22 protein-coding genes, 1 rRNA gene and 1 riboswitch are annotated in these 20609 nt (G+C 39.3%); of the genes, 14 read left to right on the top strand and 9 right to left on the bottom strand.

The genetic code is table 11. The features are described 5' to 3' along the window. The first annotated feature begins 130 nt into the window (after window positions 1–130). Window positions 131–1081, top strand: coding sequence for an AraC family transcriptional regulator (locus FTU17_RS12055; RefSeq protein ID WP_168378674.1), 951 nt, complete (start codon window positions 131–133; stop codon window positions 1079–1081). A gap of 4 nt (window positions 1082–1085) precedes the next feature. Here FTU17_RS12055 and lpxB read toward each other — a convergent pair whose 3' ends face one another. Together lpxB and FTU17_RS12045 are read right to left on the bottom strand one after the other, a co-directional pair. Next, window positions 1086–2258: a lipid-A-disaccharide synthase gene (gene lpxB, locus FTU17_RS12050; RefSeq protein WP_180135581.1), complete on the bottom strand. Its 1173-nt coding sequence runs from the start codon at window positions 2256–2258 to the stop codon at window positions 1086–1088. A gap of 106 nt (window positions 2259–2364) precedes the next feature. Further along, window positions 2365–2625: a helix-turn-helix domain-containing protein gene (locus FTU17_RS12045; RefSeq protein ID WP_180135580.1), complete on the bottom strand. Its 261-nt coding sequence runs from the start codon at window positions 2623–2625 to the stop codon at window positions 2365–2367. 386 nt (window positions 2626–3011) lie between these two features. On the opposite strand from FTU17_RS12045, the gene FTU17_RS12040 reads away from it, so the two are divergent. From FTU17_RS12040 to FTU17_RS12030, 3 genes are all read left to right on the top strand, one after another. Next, a complete protein-coding gene (locus FTU17_RS12040; RefSeq protein ID WP_180135579.1) occupies window positions 3012–3908 on the top strand; it encodes a sulfite exporter TauE/SafE family protein in 897 nt (298 codons plus the stop codon). Between the two features lie 127 nt (window positions 3909–4035). Then, on the top strand, window positions 4036–5127 hold the full coding sequence (locus FTU17_RS12035; protein ID WP_143221612.1) for a 3-deoxy-7-phosphoheptulonate synthase: 1092 nt from the start codon (window positions 4036–4038) through the stop codon (window positions 5125–5127). Window positions 5128–5184: 57 nt separating this feature from the next. Next, window positions 5185–5709, top strand: a complete 525-nt coding sequence (locus FTU17_RS12030; RefSeq protein ID WP_180011892.1) for a protein tyrosine phosphatase family protein — start codon at window positions 5185–5187, stop codon at window positions 5707–5709. On the opposite strand, the gene ispF is transcribed toward FTU17_RS12030, so the two are convergent. Further along, entirely contained in the window at window positions 5697–6185 is a 489-nt protein-coding gene (gene ispF / locus FTU17_RS12025) for a 2-C-methyl-D-erythritol 2,4-cyclodiphosphate synthase (protein WP_168378679.1), read from the bottom strand. The two genes, FTU17_RS12030 and ispF, sit on opposite strands and share 13 nt — an antisense overlap. A 100-nt stretch (window positions 6186–6285) precedes the next feature. Between ispF and FTU17_RS12020 the strand changes: the two genes are divergently transcribed. After that, the gene (locus tag FTU17_RS12020; protein ID WP_180135578.1) at window positions 6286–6936 is read left to right on the top strand and encodes a hypothetical protein; all 651 of its coding nucleotides are present in this window, start codon (window positions 6286–6288) and stop codon (window positions 6934–6936) included. A 76-nt stretch (window positions 6937–7012) separates the two neighbouring features. Here the strand turns inward: FTU17_RS12020 and FTU17_RS12015 are convergent, their stop codons facing one another. After that, window positions 7013–8254 (bottom strand): D-amino acid dehydrogenase, encoded by a 1242-nt coding sequence (locus FTU17_RS12015; RefSeq protein ID WP_180003788.1) that lies wholly within the window; start codon window positions 8252–8254, stop codon window positions 7013–7015. Window positions 8255–8387: 133 nt separating this feature from the next. Then, window positions 8388–8478, bottom strand: a riboswitch (glycine riboswitch). A 229-nt stretch (window positions 8479–8707) separates the two neighbouring features. Here FTU17_RS12015 and FTU17_RS12010 point away from each other — a divergent pair. The 3 genes from FTU17_RS12010 (at window position 8708) to FTU17_RS17540 (ending at window position 10183) form a co-directional block, all read left to right on the top strand. Next, entirely contained in the window at window positions 8708–9481 is a 774-nt protein-coding gene (locus FTU17_RS12010) for a hypothetical protein (protein ID WP_180135577.1), read from the top strand. A gap of 174 nt (window positions 9482–9655) precedes the next feature. After that, the gene (locus tag FTU17_RS17545) at window positions 9656–9859 is read left to right on the top strand and encodes a hypothetical protein (RefSeq protein WP_257227394.1); all 204 of its coding nucleotides are present in this window, start codon (window positions 9656–9658) and stop codon (window positions 9857–9859) included. A 60-nt stretch (window positions 9860–9919) separates the two neighbouring features. Beyond that, window positions 9920–10183, top strand: a complete 264-nt coding sequence (locus FTU17_RS17540) for a hypothetical protein (RefSeq protein ID WP_252725827.1) — start codon at window positions 9920–9922, stop codon at window positions 10181–10183. 102 nt (window positions 10184–10285) lie between these two features. Here FTU17_RS17540 and FTU17_RS12000 read toward each other — a convergent pair whose 3' ends face one another. From FTU17_RS12000 to prmB, 3 genes are all read right to left on the bottom strand, one after another. Further along, window positions 10286–10801 carry a GNAT family N-acetyltransferase gene (locus FTU17_RS12000; protein WP_180135576.1) on the bottom strand — a complete coding sequence of 172 codons (516 nt, stop codon included), beginning with the start codon at window positions 10799–10801 and terminating at the stop codon, window positions 10286–10288. Between the two features lie 407 nt (window positions 10802–11208). Continuing rightward, window positions 11209–12303, bottom strand: a complete 1095-nt coding sequence (gene aroC / locus FTU17_RS11995; RefSeq protein ID WP_099339031.1) for a chorismate synthase — start codon at window positions 12301–12303, stop codon at window positions 11209–11211. Window positions 12304–12315: 12 nt separating this feature from the next. Beyond that, window positions 12316–13326 (bottom strand): 50S ribosomal protein L3 N(5)-glutamine methyltransferase, encoded by a 1011-nt coding sequence (gene prmB, locus FTU17_RS11990; protein WP_180135575.1) that lies wholly within the window; start codon window positions 13324–13326, stop codon window positions 12316–12318. Between the two features lie 311 nt (window positions 13327–13637). On the opposite strand from prmB, the gene FTU17_RS11985 reads away from it, so the two are divergent. The 6 genes from FTU17_RS11985 to FTU17_RS11960 all read left to right on the top strand — a co-directional run bounded on the left by FTU17_RS11985 (window position 13638) and on the right by FTU17_RS11960 (window position 19730). After that, window positions 13638–13943 carry a hypothetical protein gene (locus FTU17_RS11985; protein WP_180135574.1) on the top strand — a complete coding sequence of 102 codons (306 nt, stop codon included), beginning with the start codon at window positions 13638–13640 and terminating at the stop codon, window positions 13941–13943. A 157-nt stretch (window positions 13944–14100) separates the two neighbouring features. Further along, the gene (locus tag FTU17_RS11980; RefSeq protein WP_180135572.1) at window positions 14101–15474 is read left to right on the top strand and encodes an AarF/ABC1/UbiB kinase family protein; all 1374 of its coding nucleotides are present in this window, start codon (window positions 14101–14103) and stop codon (window positions 15472–15474) included. Window positions 15475–15715: 241 nt separating this feature from the next. Continuing rightward, window positions 15716–17002: an acyl-CoA dehydrogenase family protein gene (locus FTU17_RS11975; RefSeq protein WP_180135588.1), complete on the top strand. Its 1287-nt coding sequence runs from the start codon at window positions 15716–15718 to the stop codon at window positions 17000–17002. A gap of 29 nt (window positions 17003–17031) precedes the next feature. Next, window positions 17032–18231 (top strand): acyl-CoA dehydrogenase family protein, encoded by a 1200-nt coding sequence (locus tag FTU17_RS11970; protein ID WP_180109163.1) that lies wholly within the window; start codon window positions 17032–17034, stop codon window positions 18229–18231. A gap of 88 nt (window positions 18232–18319) precedes the next feature. Beyond that, window positions 18320–18805, top strand: coding sequence for a GNAT family N-acetyltransferase (locus FTU17_RS11965; RefSeq protein ID WP_180135570.1), 486 nt, complete (start codon window positions 18320–18322; stop codon window positions 18803–18805). A gap of 340 nt (window positions 18806–19145) precedes the next feature. Further along, the gene (locus FTU17_RS11960; protein WP_180054910.1) at window positions 19146–19730 is read left to right on the top strand and encodes a lytic transglycosylase domain-containing protein; all 585 of its coding nucleotides are present in this window, start codon (window positions 19146–19148) and stop codon (window positions 19728–19730) included. A gap of 84 nt (window positions 19731–19814) precedes the next feature. Here the strand turns inward: FTU17_RS11960 and FTU17_RS11955 are convergent, their stop codons facing one another. Both FTU17_RS11955 and rrf read right to left on the bottom strand, forming a co-directional pair. Next, window positions 19815–20255 carry a hypothetical protein gene (locus tag FTU17_RS11955; RefSeq protein ID WP_180005580.1) on the bottom strand — a complete coding sequence of 147 codons (441 nt, stop codon included), beginning with the start codon at window positions 20253–20255 and terminating at the stop codon, window positions 19815–19817. A 251-nt stretch (window positions 20256–20506) separates the two neighbouring features. Then, a 5S ribosomal RNA gene (rrf, locus tag FTU17_RS11950) occupies window positions 20507–20609 on the bottom strand; the annotation flags it as partial.

Below are 20609 nucleotides of genomic sequence, written 5' to 3'. Positions count from 1 at the left end.
GCAGCCAGAACAGTTTTAAGCGTCCAAAAAAACTATGCTATCGTCTTTGGCATTTAAGGATAAATGTTGACCTTTAAGCACATAGTGACCATCTATAAATACAAAATTAATATGAGTAAATATTTGAAATATGGATGCTTTAAGTAAAATTTTTGATGATATTCATCTCCATCGATCTGAATATATTTATTTGAAATCACAGCATCCTTGGGCTTTTCATTTTCAAGATCACAATGCCATGGTTGCGTATGTAGTGATTCAAGGTCAGTGTGTTGTACATATAGATCAAGAGCAGGTCTTACTTGAAGCTGGCGATCTTTGCCTTATTCCGTCAGGGCAAAACCATCACTGCAAATCTATACAGTCTGATATCTTGGTCGAATCAGTGAACATCACACCACTGTTTCAAGAGCAACGAAATAAAACCATTGATTTAAATTCTGCCGAATCTCATGAAGCAGAAGAATTGTTTGTACTAGCGATCCGTGGGCATGTCGACAGCATTATGGCAAAGCCCTTAGTGAATGCACTCCCCACGCTGTTACATACACCACATATCATGAGCAGTACCACACCGGAATGGTTGCAAATTGGCTTACATTTTCTGGCAGTTGAAGCGCATCAGATCCGTCCAGGCCGCGACAAAATTTTGGATCATTTGGTGAGTATTTTATTTATCGAATGTGTGCGTGATTATATTGCAGCCTTGTCTGATTCAAGCAGTTGGTTGCATGCCTTGAGTCATCCTGAATTATCCAACGCTTTGGCCGCGATTCATGAACAACCACAGCATGCTTGGACCGTCGAAAGCTTGGCAGAACAATGTTGCATGTCACGTTCTAAATTTGCCAGTTTATTCACTCAAATGCTCGGTGAATCTCCACTCGCCTATTTGCAGCAACATCGTTTGCGACTGGCAACACAGCACTTACAAATGGGGCAACTGACTATTCAGCAAATTGCCCATCGTATAGGTTACTCATCTGAAACGGCATTTAGCCAAACTTTTAAAAAGTTTTATGATCTCACACCGAGCCAGTATCGACAGCAGCATCAACTCGCAAAAACTGAGTCATCTTAAAGGTTTAATCTAAAAGCTTTAAAATCGCTTCCACAGGGTTTTCACTGTTGCCTGAAAGCAGTTGTTTATGCATGGTGATGTGCTGCATCACTTGAACTTGCGATTTTTCAACATCCATCAAGCTTTCAATTTCTGCTGCTAATTTTTCAGGTGTTGCATCATGTTGAATAAGTTCCTGAATCACCTTTTTGCCCGCAATAATATTTGGCAATGAATAATACGGAATTTTGATCAGTAATTTCACCACATGGTAGGTCAGCCAATTTAACTTATAAAAGGTCACCATTGGGCGGTGTAAAAGCATCGCTTCTAAGGTTGCTGTACCAGATGCCAAAGCGACAATATTCGATGCGTTCATCACCTGACGGCCAATTTTAGATTCGGTATCGGTGTTTTCCATCAAGCGAACTTTGGCTTGTAATGCTTCAGGGTACTGCTTGAGCAACACTTCGATTTGCTGTTTACGTGCATCATTGATTGCAGGAATCAGGAACACATAGTCTGGATGCTGCTCCGTCAAAATCTGTGCGGCAGACAGTACCAAAGGCCCTAAGCGCTCAATTTCACCGCGACGGCTGCCCGGAAGTAATGCAATGTGTTTTTGATGCTCATCTAAGCCTAACTCGTGTTTAGCCGCAACGAGTGGATTATCTAAAGGCAACTGACTTGCCAATGGATGTCCGACAAATGCAGCCGGAACTTGCCATTTTTGGAAAAACGCTTTTTCGAAAGGAAATAAACAAAGGACTAAATCGATACTCGCCTTGATGCCATGTACACGGCCTTGTCGCCATGCCCACACTGAAGGGCTGACATATTGCACTGTTTTAATTGGTAGCTGTTTTTGCTTTAAGCTCTTAGATAAACGCAAATTAAAATCCGGTGCATCTATCCCTACAAAAACATCGACAGGGTTTTCAGTCCATTTTTCAACCAGACCATCACGTACAGCAAAGAGTTTTTTAATATCTTTTAAGACTTCAACAATCCCCATCACCGATAAAATATCCATCGGATAATAGCTGTTAAAGCCTTCTGCAATCATTTGCGGACCACCAATGCCTTCAAATTCCGCATCAATCCCTTGCTCTCGAAAACTACGGATAAGCTTGGCGCCTAATGTATCCCCCGATACTTCCCCAACCACGATGCCAATTTTAAGTTTCCGATTTTGCAAAAGTCTGTCCTTTTAACTCAATTTTCTTTAGCTATAGATTCTATACGAGTCCTTCGCAAAGTTAATAGATTTCCTAAAAAAAGCTGCACGTCTTTAATTCACCATCTTAGAAATATTCATCACTGCTACTTAGCTTCTGATTAAAATTTTTCCGCCAATGGTTCGGATTTGTGCCGTATTTATTCTTAAACATTTTACGAAATAGCACTGCGGTATTAAAACCAGAGGCTTCCGCAAGTTTATCAACTGAATAATCTGTCAATTCGAGCAATTCAGCCGCATATCGCAGTCTTTCATTATTTAACCATGTGACAATTGGTAGCCCTGTCGCATGGTTAAAATGTCTAGTTAGTGTCCTTCTACCCATATTCGAATAATGGCGAAACCTTATCTTTTTAAGGAGTATAGATTTTGCAGGAATGGACTTTAAGTTCACAGTCGCATATATCGATAAATAACTAATTAAAGACTAGGAAAATAAACCTACGGTGCGTTTTAGACATTGGATATCTATTTTCAGATCGTCACTCCTTTATATTCTTAATACATGATTTCACTGCAGCATAATCTCCATTTGAACTATCAACCAGTTGAGAAAGCCGAAATCAATAACTTAGCTTATATAAAATTTATTAATTTCCAAATTAAATTATTCTTTATCTATTTTTTTCACAAGTAAATCACTAATCGAGACAACGACTTATATTAATTAGTCATAAGATATGCACGTTTTTTGATATTTGGCATTCAGCGATGGTCGGTCCTTTAGAGTTCATTCTGGCAGGTGTAATTGTAGGTTTCTGCGTAGGTATTACCGGTGTTGGCGGTGGTTCACTGATGACCCCGATCCTGATTAGCCTGTATAAAATTGAACCTCATATTGCGATTGGCACAGACTTACTATATGCCGCAATTTCAAAATTTTGTGGTTCTTTAGTTCATGCACGTAAAATGAATATCGTATGGACCATTGTTATTTGGCTTGCTGTCGGCAGTATCCCTGCGTCTTTTGCAACCCATTGGGTACTTGAAAATTATCTCAGCCAATCGACACATTACAAAACCGTGTTAACCATGTTTTTGGGTTTTATGCTGACCATTACAGGGATCTCCATTATTTTCCGTGGTCATATCGAAAAATTCTTTAATAAATTTCGAAAAAATGATCAGTTGGATGATATGAGTGCGGATCTTGAACGGATCAATTTCCAAGCAAAAAATAAGCGTGCATATATCATCATCATGGGGATTATTTTAGGCGTATTCGTTACCCTATCGTCTGTTGGTGCAGGTGCCTTCGGTATTATGGCTTTAGTGCTCATGTTCCCGAACTTACCGATGATTCGTATTATTGGTTCTGACGTCGTTCATGCCGTGCTTCTTACACTGGTTGCTGGCTTGGGTCATATGAGCTCTGGTAATGTCGATTTTCTTTTATTAGGTTGGTTATTGGTGGGTTCAATTCCAGCGATTGTGGTCGGAACTTTAATCAGCTCACGTTTACCTGAAAAAGTCATTCGTAAAGTCTTAGGTATTACCTTGTTTGTTTTAGGCATGAATTTCATCATTAATCCAGTAAAATCAAAACCTGTCGAAAAACCAACAACTGCAATGTTGATCGCACCGACGGTGAATAGTCAGCAGGTTTAAATTAACTGCCCGATTCATCACTTTTTTTTCAGAGACTTATTGATCTTTTTTATAACATTTGAATGCTATATTCATGTTATATTCGGCTCACGAAACAACCTTTTGTATAATCAAACCAGTGACGGCAATGAATACTTTACAGTCAAATTCTATTACCCAAAACGACATTGATGACGTGAATGTAAAAAGCATTCAGCCTCTTGTTACTCCTGCAGAACTAAAAAAAGAGCTACCTCTGACTGAAACTGCCTATCAAACAGTCCTTAAGGGCCGTGAAACTGTACGTAATATTTTAGATGGAAATGACAAACGTCTTTTTGTTGTCATTGGTCCATGTTCAATTCACGACACAGTCGCTGCACATGATTATGCTGACCGTTTAAAAGTTTTAAGTGACAAAATCCAAGATACGATTTATGTCGTGATGCGTGTGTATTTTGAAAAACCACGTACCACTGTGGGTTGGAAAGGTCTAATTAATGACCCTGACATGAACGACTCTTTCAACATCGAAAAAGGCTTACGTATTGGTCGTAAACTTTTACTTGAATTGAATGAAAAAGGTTTGCCTTGTGCAACTGAAGCACTCGATCCAAACTCACCACAGTACTACCAAGATCTTATCTCTTGGTCAGCGATTGGTGCGCGTACCACTGAAAGCCAAACACATCGTGAAATGTCTTCTGGCCTTTCTTCACCTGTGGGCTTTAAAAATGGTACAGATGGCGGTTTAACCGTTGCGACCAATGCCATGCAATCTGTTAAACATGGTCATAGCTTCTTGGGCTTAAGCGACCAAGGTCAAGTTTCTGTTATTCGTACCAGTGGTAACCCATATGCACACGTTGTACTTCGTGGCGGTAACGGTAAACCAAACTACGACGCAGGTTCTGTTGCAGATGCCGAAGCGGCATTAGCCAAAGCAAAAGTTAGTGGCAAAATCATGATTGATACCAGTCATGCAAACTCAAACAAAGACCCGTACCTACAACCCCTTGTTCTGAAAAATATTACTGAACAAATCCTTGACGGAAACAAGTCAATCGTGGGTATTATGGTAGAAAGTCACTTAAAAGGTGGTCGTCAAGATATTCCTGCCAACCTCTGTGACCTCGAATATGGTAAATCAGTGACTGATGGCTGTATCGATTGGGATACGACTGAAAAAGTCTTGTTAGAGATGCATGAAGCACTTAAAGATGTGTTACCGACACGCTAAGTGAATGAAAAACGCCATCTTCAAGATGGCGTTTTACTTTGAAGGATTATTTGTCAGATGAATGAAATCGAAAATGCGTTAAGTCACATTGAAAACTTCCAATATATACATGAACACTTATTAACGTCCGGTCAACCATCTCCTTCTGAGCTTCAAACGATCAAAGAATATGGTGTTTCAACGGTTATTAATTTAGCACTGACCGATGCATCCAATCATATCGAGCATGAAGACCGCATTTGCCTAGATCTAGGCCTGAACTACATCCAAGTTCCGATCTCTTGGGATACCCCTTCAGATGATCAATGCCTTTTAGTACTCGATATGATTGACCATTTGGTTCAAGGTCAAACTGTTTGGCTACACTGTGCGAAAAACTTCCGTGTCAGCAGTTTGATGTATTTATATCGTCAATACTATATGGATGTTGATGTGCCAAAGGCTCAAGATTTGATGCATCAAATTTGGGAACCCAATGAAACATGGACAGGTTTAATCCATGCGGTTGCCTTACAACTCCAAGGCCGTAAAGCAACTCAAGATTTACAACATGCGCTGATCCATCCAGATCATTTTGCGTGAGAAATCAGTACTGTTGCAGTAGAAAGAATACCTTCTTGGCGACCAGTAAACCCTAATTTTTCGGTGGTGGTCGCTTTGATGCTAATTTGTGTGACTTCAACATCCATAACATCTGCGATGCTTTGACGCATTTCTAAATTATGTTTTGCTAGTTTAGGACGCTCACAAGCCACAGTAATATCAGCATTATTAAGTACGTATCCACGGTCTAAAATCAGTTGATAAACGTGTTTTAAAAGTACTCGACTATCGGCACCTTTAAATTTAGGATCTGTATCTGGAAAATGCTGACCAATATCTCCAAGTGCCAAAGCACCTAATAATGCATCACAAAGCGCATGTAGTACTACATCACCGTCTGAATGTGCTTTGAGTCCATGTGTATGTGGAATTTGAACACCAGCAAGCGTTACAAAGTCACCTTCTTCAAATGCATGCACATCCATGCCCTGACCGATACGAATTTGAGCTATCATGCTTGAGTTCCTTGAGAAAATAATGATTGAAATCTTGTATTCACGCTTTCTATTTCGCTATAGTGTGGGCAAGCGCAACATAGTGAAAGTATAAGCGATCATGCTGTTGAAAACTGAAATAAATATCATCAAAAAATTCGGACTTGTTCTGCTAATAGGTTCTGGCCTAGCGACGTTTACGCATGCAGAAAAGATAGACTGTGATCAGGCCAATACTCAGGCAAAAAAAAATTACTGTTCTAACGGTTTTGAAGAACAACGTGAAAAGCTAGATGGGCTTTTTTTAACGGCACAGTTGATTACAGATGCCCCTGTACGCTTGCTGATAGATACGCAAAAATTATGGTACAGTCGGGTTCAGCAATGCAAAAACTTGGAGTGTTTTAAACAACAATTCGAGCTTCGCTATGAAGATTTGAATATTTATACCTCAATGAACCAAAGTTTAACGCAGCATTATCTTAAATTTGAAAATGGCCATTTTGCGACATCACCTGTACATTTAAAAGTGCATCAACTGGGCAAAGACAGCATCAAAATCGAAGGCATTGCCTATCGTAATCCGAACAATCGAGTTGAAACACAAACCATTCCATTTTTAGCTTACACAACACCCGAACAAAAAAATCAAATCACCGATAATGAACACGACTGCAAATATCAGTTCAATTACAGTAAGGCCTTACTCTCAGTAAAAACCGAACAAAAAGGCTGTGAACGTTTTGCAGGGATTTATCGTTTATATGATTAAGATCAAATTCGAATGACTTAGAAAAATACAAAAAAGCCTCAACATTGAGGCTTTTTTGATGTCTACAATATGTCAGTTAAATCGGATGTGTTTGCTGCACTTGCTGGCTGATCATTGCAGCTGTTGCCGCAGATAAAGTCCATCCAAGGTGACCATGCCCTGTATTATAGAAAATATGATCTCGCTTACCTGCATGCACTACTGGCATCATATTGGGCATCATTGGTCGTAAACCCGCCCACGGCACCACATGTTCTGTTGATAGATTAAAATTACGATTCGACCAATCAATTAAAGGCTGAATGCGATCGGCACGAATATCTCGGTTATAGCCATTAAACTCTGCCGTACCTGCAACACGGAGTCGATTTGCACCTAAGCGTGAAGTCACAATTTTGGCACTTTCATCCAACAGACTTACCCAAGGCGCATTGGCCTGACTTTGTTCATCATTTAAATTAATGGTGATTGAATATCCTTTGACTGGATACACATTTACGCGATCACCGAGTTTATGTGCAAGTTCATAACTACCTACGCCACCACAGACCACTACAGCATCTGCCTCAAGTATGCTATCTGCATCAGGATTTTCCATATTTTCATCACTGGCTTTTAATCGAACATTGACACCTTTTGTATGATGCTCAAAGTCAGTCACCTCAAAACCCCACATATATTTCACATCAAAGCGTTCCGTTGCTTTGGCAAGCTGCGTTGTAAATTTATGGATATCTCCAGTGGCATCACCCGGACAATAAAAGCCTCCATAGTATTCACCTGTCAGACTAGGCTCAATGTCACGGATTTCAGCTAATGTCACAGGATGACGCTCTAAACCACCTTCACAGAGCATATTATTAACTTGAGTCGCCACCTCATAATCATGTTGATTATGAAAGAAATGTAAAATGCCGCGTTTTTCTAAATCAAACTGCAAGTTTTCATGCTCAGCAATTTCAAATAAACGCTGACGTGCCATCAATGCAAGACGGACGGTCTCGTGAGTATTTTCACGGTAATCTTTAATATGCCCCATAAACTCAAAGAGCCATGAATATTTGTGTAGATTAAAACTTGGATTTAATAATAATGGCGCGGTTTTTTGTGACATCCATTTGATGCCTTTCACTACCGTTGCTTTTTGGTTCCAGACTTCAGCATTACACGCTGATAATTGTCCACCATTGGCAAACGACGTTTCCATCGCAGGATAAAGATGTTTATCGACCACAGTGACACGATAACCGAGTAATCCGAGTTCGTAAGCTGTCGTTACCCCAGTAATACCTGCACCAATCACAACAATATGACACATATAGGCTCCTTGGAAATTATATTTCCTATGTTCGCCCCATCTGTCATTGGTACCTGAGAGCTTTGGTTCCTTGCGAAGCAATGTGAACCTTCCCCTTCGGTGAGTAGGTCTAGCCTACTTCTCTCCAGATTTTTATATGATTACAGTCCTTTTGCCTGAGAGTTTCCTGGGGGAACTTGCTCCTTCGGCGAGCACGATCTGTGCTTCTCTCCTGCAATCATCCATTCATTTTTATTCGGCATTCATCTTGGTATTGCCTTAGTTAGATATGAGCAATATTTGTACCAAATCTCAAGTCCTATTTGGGTCAATATTGTTAAATATTATTTTTATATCGATTTAAGTTGTTAGGTTATAAATTTAAAATCATTTTTCCTACACCTAAATACTTCATCTTTAAAATAAAGGTTTAAAATATTAAATGAAATTTATAACTAGAAAGATTGAAGTTTTATGTCGGATTCTACGCTTTTCTCTCGCTTTGCATCTGTGATCAAAACACATTCTATTGAAGAATTAACCCAAAGTGATTTACTCCTTCTTAAGACTCTGGGGCCTGTTCAAAGTTTTTATGCACCATTCGAGGCCATAAATCATGATGCAAAAGTGGTCATCGTCGGCATCTGCCCAGGCCAACAACAATGGCGTAATTCATTAATCGCAGCGAAGGACAGCTTAGAACAGCAATTATCTGAGGAAAACATTCTTAAACTTGCCAAGAATAGTGGTGCTTTTAGTGGCCCTATTCGTAAAAATTTAACTCAACTGCTAGATCATATTGGATTACACAATCAATTAGGCATACAGACCACTGCTGAGCTATTTAGCAATCATCAAGATATAGTGCAAATGTGCTCGGTTTTACAGCAATGCATTTTGGTCAATGGAAAAAATTATGCAGGTTCAACACCCGCAATGCTAAAAAATGAATTATTAAAACAACATATTGATGATTATTTTATTCCTTTGGTTCAACAGCTTCCGAACGCAATTTATATCCCGCTAGGCAAAGGTGTAGATGAGGTTTTAAATTATGTATGTAGCTTAGGCTATTTAAATGATCAACAAATTCTAGCAGGACTTCCCCATCCATCAGGTGCAAATGCTGAACGGATCAAATATTTTTTAGGTGAAAAACCACGTGTTCAATTGTCTCGACAAACCAATCCCGAGCAGATTGATAGCGCAAAATCACAGATCTTGCTTAAGTTATCTAAATTTCAATGAAATAAGATTTACATCACTTAATAATATTTTTTATTAAAATATCGACCACTTATATCAAAGCAGTGCTCGAACAAAACTAGAAAAGTGTGATGTATTTTACTTTTTTGTTTTCCTGTGTGAATATGCGCCAAAATAAATATTGCTCATAAAAATAACGCTAACATGGAAATACGCATGAAAAATTATTTAGTTCTAGGATTTACATTCCTACTACTCACAGGTTGTATTACCGTACCTAAAAATAATCCTGAAACAAGAACCTTGAAGCTAAATGGTGTGAATACCGTTGAAAACAGCAAAGTGATCCAACGAACCATTACTCGAGGTCAGTTACTATGTGAAGCTGGGCAAAAATGTCCTGAACTTGCAATTGATTAGCAAAAGAATAAAGGTGAGTATGCACTTTCACTGCATTCTTATGATCAACAGCAGCTTGATATGAATGAAATATCTTTTGTGATCGACGGCAAAGTATTGTCTTATCCTGCAATAGGTCAAACAAATTATCGTCGCTTAGATAATTCAAATGTGATTGATTCTTCTAATACCGTGATGATCCCAGATACTGTGCTTAAACAATTTTGTGACGCAAAAGATATTGCGGTGATTATGAATACCAACCAAGGTGAAATCGCACACTATATGCTAAAAAACCAAAAATCATCAGATGCCTACCGACTATTTTTACGTGCTTACTCTTAAGCCCAAATAGTCTAAAATCAAAATCCCAAAAGTTAGTGTATGTTTTTTGGGGATTTTTTATTCATCTCGCTTTATAAATTGATCAAATGCATCACATGGTCTTTATTTTATTCGTTTAATTAGTTGTTTAATTGTGAGTTCACACATCGGTTGACCTACCTCTAGATGAAGAGGATAGGCTTGATTTTCATCTGTTAGCTTATAGCCACGTCGTTGATAATATTTTATTAATTCTAAACGCCGATCAATCACATACATTACAAATTCTTCAACATTGGGTTCAATCAACATCGCTTGCTGTTCTGCGAATTGCAATAATTTTTTTCCTAAGCCCTGAGCTTGCTCATTTGGATGAATTGCAAAATGACCAATTTCACAGCTCATTCCCCGCATTTGAATACCAATACACCCCATGATCTGCGCATGAACCGACTCAATCACATATAAATGAAAATCCCTTTTTTGTAAGAGTTGACTGAGTTGAGACGCATTTATTCGATTTCCTCGAACAATATGATGTTCTGTCGTCCAGCTCTTTGGATGATTTTCCCGATAGGCTGTATTCATTAAGCTTTCAAGCTGCTCTATATCTTCAAGTAAAGCATGTCTTATATTCATATTCTTTAGCTATTTATTTTCATAGGCTTATTTTACTGAAATAAAAAAACCAGACAATTGTCTGGTTTTTTTATGCAATTTGCTCATCAGTGTGACTTGCTAAAGCTATTCACCAACCGCGTTGAAACAAAGCAACGCTTTGTTATTTATCCTCTGTGACTCGCTAACGCTACTCACCAACCGCGTTCGGAACAAAGCAACGCTTTGTTATTTATCCACTGTGACTCGCTAACGCTACTCACCAACCGCGTTCGAAACAAAGCAGCGCTTTGTTATTTATCCACTGTGACTCGCTAACGCTATTCACTAACCGCGTTCGGAACAAAGCAACGCTTTGTTATTTATCTACTGTGACTCGCTAACGCTACTCACTAACCGCGTTCGGAACAAAGCAGCGCTTTGTTTCCTCACTTGGGTTCAATCGGTGTAAACGGCGCAACCACATCAGCATTTTGCGCACGATGACGCATGAAATGATCCATCAACACAATTGCTAGCATCGCTTCAGCAATCGGTGTCGCACGCACACCTACGCAAGGATCATGACGGCCTTTAGTTAGAACGTCAGTATCTTCACGGTTAATGGTAATGGTTTTACCTGGAGTCGTGATAGAAGCGGTTGGTTTTAGTGCAATCGAAACACGAATGTCCTGACCGCTAGAAATACCACCCAAGATACCGCCTGCATGGTTTGCCAGGAAGCCATCTGTTGTGAGTTCATCACGGGTTTCATGACCGAACTGCTCAGCGACACCAAAACCATCACCAATTTCCACGCCTTTCACGGCATTGATTGACATCATGGCATGTGCAATATCAGCATCTAAACGATCGAATACTGGCTCACCCCAACCCACTGGGACTTTAGAGGCAATAATTTCAAGGCGTGCACCACAGCTTGTGCCTTGTTCACGAAGCGATGTTACTAGCGCTTCAAAGCGCGGCACCGCATCAACATCACCACAGAAGAACGGGTTGTTTGGAACTTCGTTCCAGTCCAGTTTTTCTGCTTTTTCAGTACCGATTTGTGTGACATGACCACGGATTTCTATCCCAAATTTTTCAAACAGGAATTTCTTGGCAATCGCACCCGCTGCCACACGCATCGCAGTTTCACGCGCACTTGAACGGCCACCGCCACGGTAGTCACGGAAACCATACTTTTGGGTATAGGTATAGTCTGCATGTCCCGGACGGAAGGTTTGCGCGATATTGCCATAATCTTTCGATTTCTGATCCGTATTACGGATTAAAAGACCGATTGAAGTACCGGTAGTTTTACCCTCAAACACACCTGAAATAATTTCAACTTCATCTGGCTCTTTACGCTGCGTTGCAAATTTCGATGTACCCGGCTTACGGCGGTCTAGATCCTTTTGCAAATCAGCTTCAGACAGTTCAATTCCTGGTGGAACCCCATCAACAATGGCCATCAGGCCAACACCATGAGATTCACCACAAGTCGTTACACGGAAGAGTTGCCCTATACTATTACCTGCCATGCCAACGACTCCTTATGAATTAACAGATTGAATGAATAAATCACGGTATTGACGGCATTGAGCAGCAGTCAATGCAAAGATACCTGTACCGCCTTTTTGGAACTGTAACCAATAAAAATCAACGGTATTGAAGTTTTGACGCATTGCCCATTCAGAGTTACCCACTTCGATCACAATTAAGCCATCTTCAGTCAGGTAATCTGCAGCTTGTGCCAACATTTTACGGACAAGATCCAAACCATCTTGACCCGCAGCAAGCGCCATTTCAGGTTCATGGTGGAATTCTTCTGGTAAATCTGCCATGTCTTCAGCATCCACATATGGCGGATTCGACACGATCAAATCATATTGATTTTCTGCTGGAATTTTGGCGAATAAATCAGACTCGAGTAATGCCACTTGATATTGTTTATTGTGGTGTTCACAGTTAATTTGTGCCACTTCAAGTGCATCTTTAGATAAATCTGTTGCATCAACTTCAGCGTCTGGGAATGCATAAGCTAAGGCAATCGCGATACAACCCGAACCCGTACACATATCTAAAATGCGCTGAGGAGTTTTTGGATTGGCATTTTCAGGTAGGTTATTAACCGCAGCACCCATCTCGCCATTTTCACCTAAGCAATACGGCGCAAAACGGTTTTCAATCAATTCTGCAATTGGAGAACGTGGAATCAGTACACGTTCATCGACATAAAATGGCTTACCAAAGAAATACGACAAGTTAAGTAAATAAGACGTCGGAACTTTTTCATTAATACGACGTTCTAACAATGCTAAAAATTCTGCAACTTCACTTGGCAATAATTTCGCATCTAAGATTTCCGCATCTGCATTCCAATCTAGAGATAACGTTTGTAAAACCAATGCTGAGCTTTCAGCAAAATAGTCTTCTGTACCTTGTCCTAAGTGGGCATCATATTGACGTAAAGCTGTTACCCCAAAGCGGATATAATCACGAATTGTTGATAGGTTTTCAGCTGCTTCCTGTAAATGTTCAGGGCTAATAGTCGGTCGATCCACTTAAGGCGTCTCCAATTCATAATTTTTTAAACGCCCTATGATACCTTGTTTTGATGCTATTTATAATAAAAATACGGCATTATTCACCGCTTGAAAGCATTTCATAACCGTATATATGAGGTCTGATACATTCGCTGAAATGAAATGTGTACTTTAGGCCTTTCTTCAGCATTTTATAAAACCAAATAGATGAAAATTACGAATAAAAACCAATTTAAGCTCAATTGTTTAGCAATTTGTACTTGATCCTAAGCTTTATTTTCTTAAAATCATCCCCATACAAACAGTTAAATTTTAAATGCGGAGCTCCAATGAGCTATAAGCACAATAACCTCATGGCTATGCGTCAAAGCTATTGGGAAGACACTCAGTCTTTAAATGTGCAAACTGAAAAGGCATTTTTTCAGCAACTACTGATCGAACATCAAGTTTTCCCTGATGCGAGTCTAGAAAACGCACGTACCCTATTTTTTAGCTTACCGAGCATTATTATTGTCAAAGGTTATGCTTCCGGATTTAAAGACGAATCTGTCCAACATCTTATTCATCAACATATTGAAGAACATAAAGCCGCATTGATGCAAAATGATACGGTAAAAATCAAATATCGTTTATAGTTTTCTTTCCAATGTACCTGTCTACGCGGCATCTTGCTTAAGTTTGCAAATGCTTACTGCATATTCAGTAAGTTGAACTATTTTAATACGTTAAGAAACGTTAAAATTAGCTACAATGTATTTTTCTGCGAATTGCTGATTAAAGGATTTAATTTACATGTCAGATCAGAACGATAAGCTCAAACACTTGAAAACGTCTTCTATGGATCGACGCTTATCTATCGCAAAGGCATCGCTACTTGCGGGAACTCGTTGGGCAGCATCAAACGCCACTTCTATTTTTTCGAGTGAAGAAGAAAAAGAGAAAAAACGTAAAAAAGCCATGAAAGATCAGGCTGAATATCTCGTCGCAGAAATTGGTAAATTAAAAGGTTCGATTGTAAAAATTGGGCAAATGATGGCGTTGTATGGTGAACATTTTCTGCCTGAAGAAATCACCCAAGCCCTCAACACCTTGAACAATCAAACAGTTGCATTGGCATGGCCAGCCATCAAAGTCCAATTACAAAATCAACTTGGCTCAAAGCTTGATGATCTCGTGATTGATCATGAGCCACTTGGCACTGCGTCTTTGGCACAAGTTCACCGTGCAAAACGTAAATCTGATGGTTTAGAACTGGTATTAAAAATCCAGTATCCGGGTGTGGCAGATGCAATCGATTCGGATATGAATCTATTCAAAAACATGCTCAAACTGACACGAATGGTGCCCCAAACCCGTGAATTTGATCAGTGGTTTGATGAAGTTCGTGAAATGATGCATCGTGAAGTAAATTATAAAATCGAAGCAGATACCACTCGCCGTTTTGCTGCACGCTTAAAAGAAGACCCACGCTATATCGTGCCGCAAATCATTGAAGGTTATTCAACACCTCAAGTACTGTGTATGACCTTTGAACGTGGTGTACCGATTAACAGCCCAGTAATGCTGTCACTTCCTCAAGAGCGCCGTAACGCCTTAGGTGAAGCATCACTCGAAATTGCCGTACGCGAAATTTTTGAATGGGGTGAAATGCAAACCGACCCTAACTTCGGAAACTATTTGGTGCGTTTGGGCAATGGTGCGGATGTACCAGATAAAATCGTACTCCTCGACTTTGGTGCGATCCGTCAGTTTGATGATCATCTATTAAGCGTTGCACGTAATTTGATTACCGCGGGTTATCACCATAGCTCTGAGCAAATGGTCAAAGCGATGACAGGTTATGAGTTCTTTGATGGTATTCCACAAAGTATTAAACCTGATATGGCTAAAGTCTTTTTGTTAGCGACAGAGGCATTTAGTAGCACTGAAAATAACCCAAACATCCCTGCTGGTGTTATGGACGAACAACAACGCTATGACTGGAAAAAAAGCCAATTACATAGCCGTGTGATGCAACAAGCGTCAAAATCGATGGCATCTCGCTATTTCTCAGTTCCACCTAAAGAGTTTATGTTTATTAGCCGTAAATTTATCGGTGCATATACCTTTATGACCGTCATTGAAGCAAAAACCAATGTTCGTCGTATGATTAAAAAATATCAATAATCACTCAATGCACACTTCAAGACTTGGCTGACTCAAATGTCAGCCAAGTCAATTTTAAAATAACAATACTTTTAAGCCTTTTTACTTTTCTATTCTTAATTAATTATTTAGCTATCGAATCCCACCTAATCTCGCCGTTTATCTTTGACAATCATGCATGTCATTTATGACATGGTTTTTCTATCTTTGGCATGTCAGCATTAAATAAGAACAACGCAAATGGAAAACAACAATGACCAATATGGTAAACAAGGCACAAGGATTTGGACTCTCACTTTTAACTAAAATTGCCGGAAGTGATGTACTCGATCAGTTTAAACTGCGCAAATTTGTTGAAAAATCTTTGTATCAAAGCTCAAAAGCTGGTTTTAAAACCCTGAGCCAGACGCAAAAAGTATTTCAGACCAACAAAGATGTGCATAAGCAACGTTTGCCTAATCAACAAAAATCATTATTTGATTTAAACCTGACTGAAGAACAACAAATGACTGCTGATGCGATGCAGCAGTTTGCCACAGAAGTCTTGTATCCACTTGCTCATCAAGCCGATCAAGAGGAAAGATTTCCTGAAGCGTTATGGCAACATATCCAAGATCTAGGTCTAAATTATTATGCCTTACCTGAAGATTTGGGTGGCGTCGCGGCAGAAAAAAATATCATTAGCAATATCTTAATTGCTGAACAATTGGCTGAAGGTGACTTTAGTTTAACAGCAGGTTTACTGTCGACGTTTAGCTGTATCAACGCTATCACCCAATGGGGTTCAGAATCTGTTCAAGCAACCTACTTAGCGGCATTTGCAGATGATTCAGCTCTGCGTGCAAGCTTTGCGGTTCAAGAGGCAACGGCGGCATTTAATCCCTATCAACTTAAAACTCAGGCGATTGCTGACGGCCAGCAGTATAAAATCAGTGGGGAGAAAACCTTAGTCCTTCTAGGCGAACAAGCAGATGTGCTCTTGGTGAGTGCCATGCTCAATGGGCAGCCTGAAGTTTTTATAGTGCAACGTGACCAGAGCATTAGCGCTAAAAAAACTCCAGCTATGGGTTTAAAAGCCACTGAAACGGTAACTTTAAAATTTGATCAGACCCCTGCCCAACGCTTAGGCGATCAAGATTTCAATTACACATCATTTATCGATCTTGGCAACTTAATGTGGTGTGCCATGGCTGTTGGCACCGCAACTGCAGTCAAAAAATATTGCATTCAATATGCAAACGAACGTACAGCTTTTGGAGAGCCAATTTCGCACCGTCAAAGTGTGGCATTTATGATTGCAGATATGGCAATCGAAATTGATGCCATGCATATGCTCATCCTAAACGCCGCAAGTCTAGCCGAAGCCGGCAAGCCATTTCATCGTGAAGCCTATTTAGCCCGCGTGCTATGTGCTGAAAAATCGATGAAAATTGGGACCGATGGCGTGCAAATATTAGGTGGTCATGGCTTTACCAAAGAACATCCCGTAGAACGTTGGTATCGAGACTTACGTGCCACAGCGATTCTTCAATCTGGCTTACATGCATAATTCAGCAAAATAAAAACAAGGAAATGTCCATGAACTTACAAAATCCGAAAAAATTTAAATTGCTGATCGACCAAGCCCATGAAGTCGCTTTAAATGTTCTACGCCCTATTTCACGTAAATATGACAAAGCCGAACACGCCTATCCAAAAGAATTAGACATGTTATCTTCCCTCGTTGACGGTATGAATGATGGCGGTGATGGCATGAATGCAGGTGCCGCCGTCAATAAACGTGGCGACACAGACACTGGTAATAAAAACGGTGTCAATATGTCAACAGCCCTCAGTATCATCGAAATGTGCTATGGAGATACAGGCCTGTTGCTCAGTATGCCTCGTCAAGGGCTTGGAAACTCGGCGATTGCGGCTGTAGCCAATGATGAACAACTAGAACGCTTAAAAGGGACTTGGGCCGCTATGGCCATTACAGAACCCAATTGCGGCTCTGATTCAGCAGCTATTCGGACAACAGCGACGAAAGATGGTGATGAATACATACTCAATGGTGAAAAAATCTTTGTCACCTCGGGCGAACGTGCTGATTCTGTGGTGGTTTGGGCAACGCTAGATAAAAAATTAGGCCGTGCAGCGATAAAATCCTTTGTTGTTGAAAAAGGTACGCTGGGCATGACTGTAGAACGCTTAGAACATAAATTGGGTATTAAAGCTTCTGATACTGCTGCCATTAGTTTTGTAGATTGTCGTGTCCCTGCTGCAAACTTATTAGGTAATGCTGAAATTGATGTAGCAAAAGGTTTTGCTGGGGTTATGGAAACTTTTGATAATACTCGCCCGCTCGTTGCCGCGATGGCTGTTGGCTGTGCAAAAGCATCTTTAGAGCGAATTAAAGAAATCTTTAAAGATGAATTAGATGAGCAGTATTCAACACCGATCTTACAAAGCTCGAATATTGCTGCACAAATCTACCGTATGGAAGCAGACTGGGAAGCAGCACGTCTACTCATGCTCAAAGCCGCATGGATGGCCGACAACAAAAAACCTAACTCACGTGAAGCATCCATCGCTAAAGCAAAAGCAGGCCGTGTAGGTAATGAAATCACGTTAAAGTGTGTAGAGCTCGCAGCGGCTGTCGGTTATAACGAAGATGAATTATTGGAAAAATGGGCACGTGATTCAAAAATCCTCGATATATTTGAAGGCACACAGCAAATTCAACAATTAATCGTTGCACGTCGTGAACTGGGTAAAAGTTCAAGCGAATTAAAATAATTTTTTGCTTGAGTAGCTTTAAACTTAGAGATGGATTTTTTTATAGGATCAGTTTATAAACGATCCATCTTTTTGTTTTTCGATCATTATGTTTCAAATCCGACCACTTCAAATTGAAGATAATGCAAGCATTGCCAATGTCATTCGCACAGTTTCCAAAGAATTTGGATTAGCACCTGAATCAGGATTTGCCGTTGCAGATCCAATTTTAGATGATTTATATCACGTTTATGCGCAAGCAAATGCACAATATTGGGTTATTGAAAATCAACACGGTACAATTTTAGGTGGTGGCGGCCTTTCTCCTTTAGTTGGAGACTCAAGCATTTTAGAAATCCAAAAAATGTATTTTATGCCTGAATTACGTGGTCATGGCTTAGCCAAAGATATTTTAGAACTTTGTTTTCAATTCGCTAAAGATCATAATTTTAAAGCGTGTTATTTAGAAACCACACATACACTTGGGCAAGCGGTAAAACTCTATGAAAAAGTAGGATTTCAACACTTACAAGCTCCCAAGGGCAATACAGGTCATAGCCAAGCATGCGAAATTTGGATGCTTAAAACACTTTAAATTATACTTAGATTCCATTCACACCTCTGAAAAAAGTTATAGCTTTTTCAAATAGGGATATTTAAGGAGTGGATTATTCTAGTTTTTTATAACTAAAGTTCTCGGGATTTGAATGCCCCACAATCTTAAGTAAGAATGTAAAGAGAGAAATACTGACTCAATCAACACGATCTGTTTTTCTCTCTTCACTTAAAAAATCATGTAATTTGAGTACATTTCCATCAATTCTTACAATTTCACTGTACAGGGCATCTTAAGAAAATATTGACCTCTAAGTCTCCAGTTCATAATATCGCTTTAGAAATTACACTTAGCCATGATTATTTTAAAGTGAATATAAATGCAGAATGTACTGAATAAAACTCGCCTTTCAACTCGTCTTTCGTCGCTCCTAAGCGCTCACAGCTTAAAGTTTTCAACTGTTATTATATCTGTAACCCTGATTTCTGGATGTTCATCACTAGGTGGTGGCTCTGTAGAAAAACGTGCAGTTAAACTTTCATCAGGGATCCAAAAGGCCTATTCAGTCAATCCTGAAACTGCAAATCGAGTGTCACCCTACATTGTGCAAACTGCCGATCAATACAACTTAGATCCTTTACTACTGGCTGCCGTTATTCGCCAAGAATCAACTTTCCGCCCTTATGTCAGTTCTCCTGCAGGTGCAGTCGGTTTAACTCAGGTGATGCCACGTTATTGGCAAGCAACATGCCCTGGGGATTTATATGACGAATTAACCAATATTAATTGTGGGTCATTTATTTTAACTAAATATAAAAATGCGGCAGGTAGTATTCCAAAAGCTTTAGCCTACTATAATGTCGGACCTACTGCTTATAACACCAATCGAAAAATGAAAAAACAAGGCAAACGTTATGCAAAACAAGTTAAAGAACATCAAAATAATTTAAAAAGTTCCTTATAATTTCTAAAAATTTAATCTTTTATTTAACCATATAGACCTAACTAAGCTTAAGAGGATAAATTTTGTTAGGTCTAATCTCTTCAATTATTTCATAGATTGACGCATTTTATCTTCATCAAAATATTGCGCAAATGATGCAATACGTTTTTCAACAATTGGATTTTTCATCAGATTTTCAGCTGCACGATTTCCCAATAGTTCAAATGCTTTACCTAGAGCATTTGTTCCTTCATTTTCTGTAACAGCTTTGATTTCAGCATTACAACGTTTAGTAAATAAATCTTGAAATAGAATAGCCATATTTTTATCAATTTTTTGTATCTCAACTGGCGTTACTTTACTATATTTAGAAATTTCTGGATGTGCTGAAAATGCCAAATAAATCCAAGCTGTTAAGTTCTGACTCTCTTTTGCTGAAATTTTATTTACCAAACATTCACTTAGTTTATCCTGATACACACCGGCTGTAGTATTGAAAGAAACAAATGCAAATAAAACTGTAGCTAATAATTTTTTTAAAAACATCTTAAATACCCTATATATTATTAAAGAGACAAACGATTTTATTATATTGATTTATTACACATTTTCATTAGCAAAACATTTTAAATGATATAAAAGAGTTCTAGACGAGTTTATTGTTGATCGGCCTTATTCTTTTTAAATATCTATCATTTCCCTGTTTTTTCTTCTGCTTTTCTTATTATTTTTTTCTTCCCTTTTCATCACGCATAAAAAAACACCCCCTGAGATATCAGGGGGTGTTTCGAATAATGAGCTGGCGATGACTTACTCTCACATGGGTAACCCCACACTACCATCAGCGCTAAGAGGTTTCACTTCTGAGTTCGGGAAGGGATCAGGTGGTTCACTCTTGCT

The sequence above is a fragment of the Acinetobacter sp. YH12070 genome (assembly GCF_013419625.1).
Taxonomy (GTDB): Bacteria; Pseudomonadota; Gammaproteobacteria; order Pseudomonadales; family Moraxellaceae; genus Acinetobacter; species Acinetobacter amyesii.
The sequence above is the reverse complement of the archived record's forward strand: the minus strand, read 5'-3'. Positions and strand labels throughout refer to the sequence as shown.